11 protein-coding genes are annotated in these 11,578 nt (G+C 69.3%); 4 read left to right on the top strand and 7 right to left on the bottom strand.

Translation table 11 applies throughout. The annotated features are described in order from the left end of the window. The first annotated feature begins 76 nt into the window (after positions 1–76). Positions 77–838, top strand: a complete 762-nt coding sequence (locus tag K340_RS0103415; RefSeq protein WP_029135670.1) for a class I SAM-dependent methyltransferase — start codon at positions 77–79, stop codon at positions 836–838. Positions 839–844: 6 nt separating this feature from the next. Here K340_RS0103415 and K340_RS0103410 read toward each other — a convergent pair whose 3' ends face one another. Beyond that, positions 845–2,665 carry a glycoside hydrolase family 3 protein gene (locus K340_RS0103410; RefSeq protein WP_029135669.1) on the bottom strand — a complete coding sequence of 607 codons (1,821 nt, stop codon included), beginning with the start codon at positions 2,663–2,665 and terminating at the stop codon, positions 845–847. Between the two features lie 301 nt (positions 2,666–2,966). Between K340_RS0103410 and K340_RS27210 the strand changes: the two genes are divergently transcribed. Then, on the top strand, positions 2,967–3,710 hold the full coding sequence (locus K340_RS27210; protein ID WP_051264981.1) for a GntR family transcriptional regulator: 744 nt from the start codon (positions 2,967–2,969) through the stop codon (positions 3,708–3,710). A 17-nt stretch (positions 3,711–3,727) separates the two neighbouring features. After that, positions 3,728–4,738, top strand: coding sequence for a 1-aminocyclopropane-1-carboxylate deaminase (locus K340_RS0103400; RefSeq protein ID WP_029135668.1), 1,011 nt, complete (start codon positions 3,728–3,730; stop codon positions 4,736–4,738). Positions 4,739–4,808: 70 nt separating this feature from the next. Here the strand turns inward: K340_RS0103400 and K340_RS33800 are convergent, their stop codons facing one another. The 5 genes from K340_RS33800 to hisD form a co-directional block, all read right to left on the bottom strand. Next, positions 4,809–5,795 (bottom strand): hypothetical protein, encoded by a 987-nt coding sequence (locus K340_RS33800; protein WP_051264978.1) that lies wholly within the window; start codon positions 5,793–5,795, stop codon positions 4,809–4,811. Between the two features lie 10 nt (positions 5,796–5,805). Continuing rightward, a complete protein-coding gene (gene hisH / locus K340_RS0103390; RefSeq protein ID WP_169726900.1) occupies positions 5,806–6,450 on the bottom strand; it encodes an imidazole glycerol phosphate synthase subunit HisH in 645 nt (214 codons plus the stop codon). Positions 6,451–6,579: 129 nt separating this feature from the next. Then, the gene (hisB, locus tag K340_RS0103385) at positions 6,580–7,191 is read right to left on the bottom strand and encodes an imidazoleglycerol-phosphate dehydratase HisB (RefSeq protein ID WP_029135666.1); all 612 of its coding nucleotides are present in this window, start codon (positions 7,189–7,191) and stop codon (positions 6,580–6,582) included. Beyond that, positions 7,191–8,315 (bottom strand): histidinol-phosphate transaminase, encoded by a 1,125-nt coding sequence (locus K340_RS0103380; protein WP_029135665.1) that lies wholly within the window; start codon positions 8,313–8,315, stop codon positions 7,191–7,193. Before K340_RS0103380 ends, hisB begins: the two co-directional genes overlap by 1 nt. Beyond that, on the bottom strand, positions 8,312–9,628 hold the full coding sequence (gene hisD, locus K340_RS0103375; protein WP_029135664.1) for a histidinol dehydrogenase: 1,317 nt from the start codon (positions 9,626–9,628) through the stop codon (positions 8,312–8,314). Before hisD ends, K340_RS0103380 begins: the two co-directional genes overlap by 4 nt. A gap of 123 nt (positions 9,629–9,751) precedes the next feature. Between hisD and K340_RS0103370 the strand changes: the two genes are divergently transcribed. After that, a complete protein-coding gene (locus tag K340_RS0103370; RefSeq protein ID WP_029135663.1) occupies positions 9,752–10,396 on the top strand; it encodes an SDR family oxidoreductase in 645 nt (214 codons plus the stop codon). Between the two features lie 105 nt (positions 10,397–10,501). Here the strand turns inward: K340_RS0103370 and K340_RS33795 are convergent. After that, on the bottom strand, positions 10,502–11,578 hold a 1,077-nt coding region (locus tag K340_RS33795; RefSeq protein WP_154674055.1), incomplete at its 5' end, for an HNH endonuclease signature motif containing protein.

Raw genomic sequence — 11,578 nt, 5'->3', positions numbered from 1 at the left:
ATCGACGTAATGCGGGAGGATCACCGGATGCCAGGGCCGACCATGACCAAGCCGACCAGATGACAGGGCCGACCAGATGACCGAGCGCTCACGGAGCTTCGGATCGGCGGCGGCGGCCTACGAGCGATTCCGTCCCGGCTACCCGGACGAACTCGTCGATCACGTGCTCGGCTACGCCGGCCGCCCGGTCCGGACCGCGCTGGAGATCGGCGCCGGCACCGGCAAGGCCACCCGGGCATTCGCCGGTCGTGGCATCGCCGTGACCGCCAGCGAACCCGACCCGGCCATGCTCGAGGAGCTGCGCACCCACCTGCCGGCAACGGTGACGACGGTGCTGGCGGCGTTCGAGGAACTGATACCGATCGACCATGGCTACGACCTGGTGTACGCGGCGGCCGCGTTGCACTGGACGGCGGCCCGGCAACGTCCGGCACGCATCGCCGCGCTGCTCGCGCCGGGCGGGACCTTCGCCTCCTTCGGCGGCCAGCTGCAGCCGGCCGACCCTGACGTCGCGGCCGCGGTGCGGGCGGCCAGATCAGCGGTCGTCGACTCCGACGAGATCCCTTCGCCCGACGGGACTCCACCGGAAGACCCGATGCAGTGGCCGGGATCCGAACTGATCCGGTCGGGACGCTTCATCGACGTGCAGCAGTTGACCGTGCAGCGGCGCATGACGATCTCCGCCGACGACTACCTCGGCCATCTCACGACCGTGTCCGCCTACCTCACCCTCGCCGAGTCGGCTCGAGTGACCGTGCTGCAGCGAATCCGCCGGGCGCTGCCCGATTCTGTGCGGATCAGCGCCGACCTCACCGTGCACCTCGCCCGGAAGGCTTGAGGCCGGTCACCAGGTCAGACCGGCCCCGAGCGGGTACAGGGTGCCGCCGCCCTTCTCCGGTACCGCGACCGGAAGAGTGCCCGTCGGTCCGACCTCGCCGACAATCACCCGGACCAGCGACTCGATGGCCACTGCCTGGTAGGAGTAGGTGGCCAGGTAGGTCGGTACGTCGGGGAACTCGGCGACGTCGTAAGGATTGCGGACCGCGGCGACGATCACCGTGGCGCCACTGGTCCGCAAGGCGGCAACCAGCTTCGCCTGCCCGGGCGACGCCGCCGCGTTCATGGTGAGCACGACGGTGGCATCGGTCGCGCCGGCGGCCGCGACCGCACCGGAGATCTGCGCATCGGTCGGATTGGTCGAGGTGGCGGCGATCGACGGGTCGGCACCACGCTCGGCGAGCTTGTCGGCCAACGTCTGCTTGGTCGTGACGCCGTAACCGGTCACCAGGATCTTCTTGCCGGACACCGCCAACGGCAGCGTGCCACCGTCGTTGCTCAGCACCGTCGTCGAGTCGTCGGTGACCTGCTGGACCCGGTCAAGGTGCGGCTGGATGCCGACGATCGCCGGTACCTTTCGCTCGTTCACCAACGGATGCAGGACCGTCCCGTTGCGCCACTTCAGCATCAGCACCCGGGTGACGGACTCGTCGATCCGCCCGGTGGTCAATTCGCCGGAGGCCACCGCGGACAACACCCCGTTGTAGGCGACGTCCAGATCCGGCGGGTTCAGCAGGATGTCGGCACCGGCCTTCAGCGCGAGTACCGGAACCCTGGCATCTCCGTACTTGTCCCGTACGCCCTGCATACCGAGTGAATCGGTCACGATGACGCCCTTGAAGCCGAGTTCGCCACGCAGGATCCCGGTCAGGATGGGCTTGGACAGGGTGGCCGGGTCACCGGACTGATCGAGCGCCGGTACCTGGATGTGGGCGGTCATGATGACGTCGATCCCGGCCTTGATCGCCGCCTCGAACGGCGGCTTGTCGATCTCGTCCCATTGCTGCCGGGTGTGATTGATGACCGGGAATCCGTAGTGCGAGTCAACGTCGGTGTCACCGTGTCCGGGGAAATGCTTTGCGGCGGAAGAGATCCCGGCATCGTCCTGATAGCCGCGCACCTGCGCGGCGGTGAGCCGGGCGACGGTGGTCGGGTCCGAGCCGAACGAGCGCACGCCGATCACCGGATTGTCAGGGTTGACGTTGACGTCGGCCACCGGGGCGAAGTTCTGCCGAACGCCGACGGCGGCAAGCTCTTTGCCCTGGATGGCGGCGATATCGCGGGCACCGTCGGCGTCACGGGTGGCGCCCAGAGCCATCGCGCCCGGCGTCTGGGTCGCCGGCTCCAGCATCCTGGTGACCAGCCCGCCCTCCTGGTCGATCGACATCAACATCGGGACGTGTGCACCGGTACTCAGAGCGACTCGCTGGATGCCGTTCGACAAACCGGCCGCCTGGATGGGGTTGTCGACGCTGTGGGTCCAGGCGAAGTAGAGCACGCCACCGAGGTGGTACTTGGCGATGATCTCCCGCGGGGTGGCCAGACCGTACTCGGCGACATTGTTCGGGTCCGACGAGTCGACCGTGGTGCCGTAGACATGGGTGGAGAACAGCTGACCGACCTTCTCCTGGATCGTCATGTGCCGTAGCGTGTTTCGGGCCCAGATCCGACCGAGCAGCTCGGAGAGGTCCGGCCGCTGGTGAGCCGAGGCCGACGAGCCGGAGATCTCGGATGCGACGGGGGCTGACGGCGCCGAAGCCGCGGCAGAAGCGGCCGGGGCCAGCATCGAGCCGGCCATCAACAGGGAAACCGCTGTTGCTGTCGCCATCCTGAATCGTCCGGTGAACCTGCCGCCCGCTCGTCGTGTCATGGCGCGAGACGCTACGTCGATGGTCGATCCCCGGCAATGTTCGCTGCGCGTTTTCCGCCATTCTCAATCACCTTCACGCAACTGCCGCAACAAATGGTTCAGCGGTGACTCAGGGTGACACCCGCGGCCCTCGCGTCGATCGCCGAGAGCTCGGCCCGGCTCGATGCCGGCCAGCCCTCGGCTTCGCCCAAGCCGTGGCGACCTAGACAGGGGCCTCGTCGGCTTGACACGGTCCACCAGGTCCGGTGCAATATATTGCATGCCGATTTCTGCCGAGGTCCCGGCGCTGACCCGTAGCCTGCTGCGGGACGACGTCTACCAGCGGCTCAGGGATGCCATCGTCGACGGCAGCCTGGCTCCGGGTGAGCAGTTGCGCGACGGCGAACTCGCCGGCCGGCTCGGGGTGAGCCGCACCCCGGTCCGGGAAGCTCTGCTCCGACTGCAGCAGGCCGGCCTGGTGATCACCGCTCCGGGCCGGTCGACGGTCGTCAGCAGCCTGGACCTCCGGGCCGTTCGCGACGCCCAATCCGTGGTCGCATCGATGCACGAACTCGCGGTCCGGGAAGCCGTCGGCCAGCTCACCGCCGACGACCTGGACCGGATGCGAGCGGCGAACCGCCTGTTCGCGGCGGCCATCCGGGCCGCTGATGCGGAAGCGGCACTGCGCGCCGACGACGAACTGCACGCGATCCCGGTGGCCGCCGCGAACAACTCCGCGGTGGTTGCGGTGCTGGAGCAGTTCACCCCGGTGGTACGTCGGCTGGAACGGGCCCGGTTCGCCTCGATCGCCGGTCGCGGATCGGTGCGGCTGCACACCGAGTTGATCGACCTGTGCGCGGCCGGTGACGTCGAGGCAGCAGCCGCCGCCTCGTATCGGACCTGGCAGACCCTGGCGCCACTGTTGGACGCGATCCAAGAACCGACCGGCGGCGCCGCCCACACCGCTACCGCCACCCACACTCACACCGACACCGACACCGACACCGACACCGCTGATCATTGATCGACGAAGGAGACGCTATGGCACTCAAGGATTTTCCCCGTCATCCCCTGTTGTTCGGACCCAGCCCGGTTCATCCCCTGGATCGGCTGAGTCGGCACCTGGGCGGCGCCCGGATCTGGGCGAAGCGCGAGGACTGCAACAGCGGCCTGGCCTTCGGCGGGAACAAGACCCGAAAGCTGGAGTACCTGGTTCCGGACATCCTGGCGCAGGGCGCCGACACGCTGGTCTCCATCGGCGGATACCAGTCCAACCACACCAGGCAGGTGGCCGCCCTCGCTGCCCATCTGGGACTGAAAGCCGTTCTGGTACAGGAGAAATGGGTCGACTGGCCGGACGTCGTCAACGACCGGGTCGGCAATATCATGCTGTCCCGGATCATGGGGGCGGAGGTTCGGCTGGATCCGGCCGGGTTCGGTATCGGGTTCAAGGACTCGTGGAACCAGGCGCTGGACGACGTCCGGGAGCGCGGCGGCAAGCCGTACGGGATTCCGGCCGGCGCGTCCGATCATCCGTTGGGCGGGCTGGGCTTCGCGAACTGGGCTGACGAGGTGCAACGCCAGGAGGCGGAGCTCGGCGTCTTCTTCGACACCGTCGTGGTCTGTTCGGTGACCGGATCCACCCACGCCGGCATGATCGCCGGCTTCGCCGGGCAGGACCGTCCGCGCCGGGTGATCGGGATCGATGCCTCAGCCAAGCTGGACGAGACCAGGGCACAGGTTGCCAGGATCGCCCGCAACACCGCGGAGCTGATCGACCTGGGCAGGGAGCTGACCGATGACGAGATCACCGTGTTGCCCGGCTGGGCCGGTGACTACTACGGGATTCCGGTCGACTCGACCCTGGAGGCGATCCGGCTCACCGGGTCGCTGGAGGGCATGATCATCGACCCGGTGTACGAGGGGAAGTCGATGGCCGGGCTGATCGACCTGGTGAGCGGCGGACAAATCGGCAAGGACTCAACGGTGCTCTACGCGCATCTCGGCGGGCAGCCGGCGCTGAACGCCTACGGCGCGCTCTTCACCGCCTGACTGCACCCGGTCTCTTCGACCGATAACTGCGCCTCCCGCCGCGTTTGCCAGGTGGGGATTCGACGTCTCCTCACATCGCCGCCGGGATGGGGGCGGCGATCGGTTCGGTGATCGCGGTCCCGGTCGCGGTGTCGACCATGGCGACGGTGCCGTCCCGTCGCCCGGACAACAGCACCGTGTGCTCGTGTCCCGGTCGGCCGGCTCGACGACCGCCGACCTCGATCGTCAGCTCCCGATCCCGCAGCCTGCCGGTCCCCTGCCCGATGCCCGCCCACCCGGTGTGTCTGGCTCGCAGGACCAGATCCGCACCTGGCCAGCTCCCCGCCACCAGCAGCACCGTGCCGTGCTGTCGAAGCCGACCGGAGAGCACCCGCAGCCGAGCGGGTGTCCCCCACGGTCCGCACGGCGCGCCGGCGACGATCAGCTCGACACCGTCGACAAGCACCGAAACCACATGCAGGACATCGGGTCCGGGATCGGGTATCACCACCAGCCGCTCCAGATCGGCGCCGAGCTCGGCAGCGGCCACCAACCCGATGTCCGGCATACCGACCACCGCCGTCCATCGCGGAGTCGGCGAGGCAAGCAGACTCAGTAGCAGGCTGGAGGCACCGCCGGGTCCCGGGTCCGTCCAGGCCTCGGCCCCGGCGCCGTCGGCACCCAGCCGGTTGCCGAGGCGGACGAGCCGCCCGTTGCCGGGTCCGGCGAGCTGCCCGTTGCCGGGTCCGGCGCGCCGCCCGTTGCCGGGTCCGGCGCGCTGCCCGCTGCCGGGTCCGGCGGCAGGTTCTGCGGGGTACTTCCCGCCTTGGACGGCGACCACTCCGCCGCGGGGCAGCCCGCCGCGGGGCAGGATCTCGGCCAACGGGCCGAGCACCGGTAACACCTCGGAGTCGATACCGGCGGCTGCCACGTGTTTCCGGGAAGTTCCCGGGACGGCCAGCGGTGCTGTCGGCCTCCGGGAGGGCCTGAACGCATCGCCACCGATTCGGCGGCGCAGCTCGGCCAGTATCTGCTCCCGGGAGGGGGCTACCGTCGGAATCTCCTGAGTATCGAACATCTGTTCGATACTAGAGGTTCTTCACCCATCGCGACAAGATCTCGGCCCCGGCATCGCCGGACTTCTCCGGATGGAACTGGGTGGCCGTCAGCGGCCCGTTCTCCACCGCGGCCACGAAGCCATCGCCGCCGTGATCGGCCCAGGTCACCGCGGGTTCCGGGAACGGAGGATGAACCTGGAGATCCCAACTGCGGGCGGCATAGGAATGCACGAAATAGAACCTGGTGTCCGGGTCGATGCCGTCGAACAATCTGCTGCCGGCGCCGGGTCGAACGGTGTTCCAGCCCATGTGCGGCACGATCGGCGCCCGCAACCGCTCGATGACGCCGGGCCATTCACCGACGCCTTCGGTCTCGACGCCGTGCTCGACCCCTCGTTCGAACAGGATCTGCATCCCGACGCAGATGCCCAGCACCGGCCGTGACCCGGCCAGCCGGCGACCGATGATCCGGTCCCCACGCACGGCGCGCAGCCCGGCCATGCAGGCGGCATAGGCGCCGACGCCGGGTACCACCAGACCATCGGCGGCCAGTGCGGTGTCGAAATCACCCGTCACCTCGACGTCCGCCCCGACCCGGGCCAGTGCCCGCCTGGCCGAAGCCAGGTTGCCCGACCCGTAGTCGAGGACGACCACCCGCGGGGGTACGGCTGTCACAGCGCCCACTCGTTCGTCGTCACAGCCACGATCGTTCGCCTCCGCGCTCACTACGGGCCGGCCACGCTCGCTCCGCTCCCGCGTCCGTTGCCTCCGCTCCCGCGTCCGTTGCCTCCGCTCGCTGTTGGCTCACAGGGCACCCTTCGTCGACGGCACCCCGCTGACCCGCGGGTCCGGCTCGACCGCCGCCCGAAGCGCCCTGGCCACCGCCTTGAACTGGGCCTCGCAGATGTGGTGCGGGTCGCGGCCGTAGAGCACCCTGACATGCAGTGCGATCCTGGCGTGGAAGGCCAACGAGTCGAACACGTGCCGGTTGAGCACGACCGGATAGTTGCCGCCGACAGTGAAGCCCAGTACCGAATCCGGTTCGCCGGTGTGCACGCAGAACGGTCGCCCGGAGACGTCCACGACGGCCTGCGCAAGTGTCTCGTCCATCGGGATGAAGGCATCACCGAAGCGACGGATGCCGGCCTTGTCCCCCAACGCTTCTCCGATCGCCTGACCCAACACGATGGCCACGTCCTCGACGGTGTGGTGGGTATCGATCTCGATGTCGCCGGTGGCCTGCACGGTCAGGTCGAACGCGCCGTGCACGCCGAAGGCCGTCAGCATGTGGTCGTAGAACGGCACCCCGGTGGTGATGTCGACATTGCCGGTGCCGTCCAGATCGATCTCGACAACCACGTGCGACTCCGACGTCTTCCGTTCGATTCGCGCGGTTCGCTTCGATTGCCTGGCCATCATTTCTCCGTTCGGACGTCGGCGCGCCCGGCGGCGGCCTGTTGGAGGAAAGCGTCGTTCTCGGCGGGCACACCGATGGTCACCCGCAGGTATCCGGGGATGCCGACGTCGCGCAGCAGGATCCCGGCGTCCAGGAACCGTTGCCAGGCGGCCGACGCATCGTCATCGGCGAAGCCGCCGAACAGCAGGAAGTTCGCCTGCGAGTCGATCACTGCATATCCCAAGCCGCCCAGCGCATCTGCCACCCGGTTCCGTTCGGCGACCAGGGCGGCAACGGTGGCCAGGGTGTCGTCGGCGTGCCGCAGTGCGGCCGCGGCAGCAGCCTGGGTCAGCGTCGACAGGTGGTACGGCAGCCGCACCAGCAGCAGGGCATCGATGACCGCCGGCGCAGCCGCCAGATATCCGAGCCTGCCCCCGGCGAAGGCGAACGCCTTCGACATGGTGCGGACCACCACCACCTGCCCGGGGAACTCGTCGATCAGGCCGACGGCCGAGGGAGCGGCACTGAACTCGGCGTAGGCCTCGTCCACCACCACGATGCCAGGTGCCGCCTGCACCAGGGTGCGAACCTCGTCCAGGGTCAGCGCGCCGCCGGTCGGGTTGTTCGGCGTGGTGAGAAACAGCAGATCGGGCCGGTGCCGGGCAATCTGCTGCCGAGCCCCCTCGACATCCAGGCTGAAGTCACTCCGCCGCGGAGAGGGAATCCACACGGTCCTGGTACCGGTGGCGATGATCGGGTGCATCGAGTACGACGGTTCAAAGCCCATTGCACATCGGCCGTCACCCCCGAACGCCTGCAACAGCTGCTGGAGGATCTCGTTCGATCCGTTGGCAGCCCACAGGTTTGCCACCGTCAGTGGCACTCCGGTCGCACCCGCCAGGTAGGCGGCGAGCGCTGTGCGCAACTCGACGGCGTCACGCTCCGGGTAACGGTTGAGCCCGGTAGCCACCTTGGCGACCGACGCGGCCAGGTCCGCCACCAGGGCCGCGGACGGAGCGTACGGATTCTCGTTGGTGTTCGCCTGTACCTGCACGGTGAGCTGCGGAGCCCCGTACGGCGTGCGACCGACCAGGTCCGCCCGCAGCGGCAGGTCGGCGAGCCGCGCCGTGTCGCCGATGGTCATTCGCCGAACCTCGCAGCCACCGCGGCGCCATGGGCGGGCAGGTTCTCCGCTTCCGCCAGCACGCCGACCGACGCCGCCACCACGGCCAGCGCCGACTCGTTGTACGTGATCACCTGGACCGATTTGAGGAAAGTCGTGGTGTTCAGCCCCGATGAGTAACGCGCCCCGCCCGACGTCGGGAGCACGTGGTTGGAGCCCGCGCAGTAATCGCCGAGGGATACCGGCGAGAACGGACCGACGAAGATCGCACCCGCGTTGGTGATCCGACCGGCCACCGCTGCGGCGTCCGTGGTCTGGATCTCCAGATGCTCGGCGGCGTAGGCGTTCGCCACCGCGATGGCGTCGCCCAGCGACCGAACCAATACCGTGCCCGACTGCTGCCCCGTCAACGCCTGCTTGACGCGCTCACGGTGTTTGGTGGTGGCCACCAGTTCGCCCAGCAAGGTGTCGACGGAGTCGGCCAGCTCGGCAGACGTGGTGATCAGTACTGCCGCCGCATTCGGGTCGTGCTCGGCCTGCGAGATCAGGTCCGCGGCGACGAACCGCGGATCGGCGGAATCGTCTGCCAGCACGGCGATCTCGGTCGGTCCGGCCTCGGAGTCGATCGCCACAGTGCCGCGCAGGGCGCGTTTGGCCGCTGTCACGTAGACATTGCCCGGACCGGTGATCACATCGACCGGTTCCACGGCCGACGATCCTCCCGCGGCCGATCCGTAACCCAGCAGGGCGATGCCCTGCGCACCGCCGGCGGCGTACACCTCGGTGACGCCGAGCAGCGCGCAGGCAGCCAGCACGGTCGGGTCCGGCCAGCCGTCGTTGTCGGCCTGCGGCGGTGAGGCGACAACAATCTCGGCCACCCCGGCGACCTGCGCCGGTACCACGTTCATCACCACACTGGACGGGTAGAGAGCAAGACCGCCAGGGACATAAAGGCCGACGCGCCGTACCGGGATCCACCGTTGGGTCACGCTGCCACCCGGGGTCAGGTGGGTGACCGTCTCGGCCGGCAACTGCGCCTCGTGCCCGCGCCGTGCCCGGTCCATCGATTCGGCGAGCGCGCCGCGCAACGTCTCCTCCAGACCGTGCAAGGCGCCCTCGACGACCGACTGCGGCACCCGAACGTCCGCCGGACAGACACCGTCGAAGCGCTCCGAGGCGTCCTGAACCGCGGCGACGCCGCGTTCCCGCACGTCAGCCAGGATCCCGGCGACTGCGGCATCGGCCGCCGCGGCGGCGCCGACGGCGCGGGGCAGCACGTCGCGGACCTCGCGGACGTCGCCGAGGCCGGCGGTCAGATCGATTCGTCGCAGCATGGGACCCCTGCACTGTCGGAGTGGTTGTGGACAAGCCTAGGGCCGCCGCCGACCGGCGCTGACCCCGGCATCTGGATCGGCGTCGGCATCGGCACCGGCGCCGACCCGGATAGCCTGATCCTCATGACGGACGTCGGCATCATCGGTGGCCACGGAAAGGTGGCCCTGCTGCTCGAGCCGCTGCTGATCCAGGCCGGTCATCAGGTGACCGGCATCATTCGCCGGCCCGATCAAGCCGGCGACGTCGCGGCCACCGGAGCGACACCGGTGGTGGCGGACATCGAACGCAGGTCGACAGCGGAGATCGCCGAGCTGATCGGCGGATTCGACGCGCTGGTGTGGTCCGCCGGTGCCGGCGGCGGGAACCCGGAACGCACCTGGGCCGTCGACCGGGACGCCGCGATCAGGTCGATCGACGCCGCCGGGCAGGCCGGGGTAGACCGGTACCTGATGGTGTCGTACTTCGGTGCCGGTGCCGAGCACGGTGTGCCGCCGGAGGACAGCTTCTACCCGTACGCGGAGGCCAAGTCCCTGGCCGATGCCCATCTCGCCGGGACTGAGCTCGGCTGGACGATCCTGCGACCGAGCGGGCTGACGCCGCAGGCTCCGACGGGTCGGATCGAGACAGGCGACGGCGTGCAGCCGGGCTCGGTGAGTCGCGGCAACGTGGCAGCCGTGATCGCAGCGTCGTTGGACCTGCCGTCGACGATCGGGCGCACCATCGAGTTCAACGACGGCGCGATCCCGATCCGGGTCGCCCTGGGGTAGCTGGATGGTGGCCGGGGCATCGGCGCGTGGCCGCTGCGCGTTGGTGCCCGGCGAGTCCGATGGGTTCAGGCTCGTCGTACGGGTCCTCGCGCGGTGGTGTGCTCCTCAGTGCCGTCGGCGCAGGGTGATCTGGAGGCCCGTCCGGATACCGGGCCAGACCCGGTCGATCGGTGGCCGGCATCGGCTGTCCAGTGGCTGCCCGGCCGGCGTCGGCCGCTGGCGCCGGCGGTGCCGTGGCCGGGGATCGGATGTGGGTCGGGGTCCGGCCGGGTGGTCGTCGAACCACCGGGCCGGCACTTTGGCCGGTCGGTCGCCGGATCGTCCGGACGCCGATGTCGACGGTCGGGAAGTCTTGCCAGCCCTGGGGTCTCTGGGTAGCCCGGCGGACCTGGGTCCGGCCCCGGGCGGGGAGGTATCGGGCGGGGAGGTATCGGGCGAAGATGTTTCGGGCCGGCCAGATTCGGGGTCGCCGGACTTGGTGCCACCGGGATCGGGGTCACCGGAGTTGGTGTCGCCGGAACCAGCCCGGCTCGAGTCGGGGTCGTCGGACTGGGTGTCGGCAGGGCCGGCAGTCCCGGTGAAGTGCCCGCCAGCGGTGAACAGGTGGTTCCGGCGGGGCCGCTGGGCCGGATCCAGCCATCTGGGCGGGATGAACTCCGGGCGGCCGTCCGCGGCCATCCGACACACCCACCTGCCCAAGTGGATCTCCGTGTGATGGAACCCGCAAATCAACACCCCGTTCTCCAACACCGTCAAACCACCATCGGCCCAGAAAACGATGTGGTGCGCATCGCACCAACCAGCCGGGGTATCACAACCGGGCCAGGCACAGCCCGCCCCATCACGGACCACCATCGCCCGCCGCAACGCCGGCGGGAACGACCGGGCCTTCGCCCACGCCTCCAGCGGCAGATCCGTCGATCCCAGGACCAGCGGCTGCACATCCGCATCACAGGTCAACAACCGGGCGATCCGCACCGACACCGTCCCGACAAAATCCAGCGTCGCGACCCCCTGCCCAGAAGCCAGCTCGGCCAGCCCGACCGTGACCGTCGCCTGCGGACGCACCCCACCACTTTTCGGCCCCGCACCGGCCTTCAAGAACCGCCGACACACCTCGACCAGCGCCTGCCCCCGCCGCACCCCCGCCGGCCGCAGGTCCGGCAGATCCGCACCCGCCGG

This window comes from Nakamurella lactea DSM 19367 (genome assembly GCF_000426645.1).
In the GTDB taxonomy this organism is placed as follows: Bacteria; Actinomycetota; Actinomycetes; order Mycobacteriales; family Nakamurellaceae; genus Nakamurella; species Nakamurella lactea.
This window is presented reverse-complemented; position numbering and strand designations above follow the sequence as displayed.

Coding starts and splice junctions, on each gene's coding strand:
- hisD (WP_029135664.1), bottom strand. CDS start 9,628: ATGCTGCGACGAATCGATCTGACCGCCGGCCTCGGCGACGTCCGCGAG.
- K340_RS27210 (WP_051264981.1), top strand. CDS start 2,967: ATGCCGATTTCTGCCGAGGTCCCGGCGCTGACCCGTAGCCTGCTGCGG.
- K340_RS0103415 (WP_029135670.1), top strand. CDS start 77: ATGACCGAGCGCTCACGGAGCTTCGGATCGGCGGCGGCGGCCTACGAG.
- K340_RS33800 (WP_051264978.1), bottom strand. CDS start 5,795: ATGTTCGATACTCAGGAGATTCCGACGGTAGCCCCCTCCCGGGAGCAG.
- K340_RS0103370 (WP_029135663.1), top strand. CDS start 9,752: ATGACGGACGTCGGCATCATCGGTGGCCACGGAAAGGTGGCCCTGCTG.
- hisB (WP_029135666.1), bottom strand. CDS start 7,191: ATGGCCAGGCAATCGAAGCGAACCGCGCGAATCGAACGGAAGACGTCG.
- K340_RS0103410 (WP_029135669.1), bottom strand. CDS start 2,665: ATGGCGACAGCAACAGCGGTTTCCCTGTTGATGGCCGGCTCGATGCTG.
- K340_RS0103400 (WP_029135668.1), top strand. CDS start 3,728: ATGGCACTCAAGGATTTTCCCCGTCATCCCCTGTTGTTCGGACCCAGC.
- K340_RS0103380 (WP_029135665.1), bottom strand. CDS start 8,315: ATGACCATCGGCGACACGGCGCGGCTCGCCGACCTGCCGCTGCGGGCG.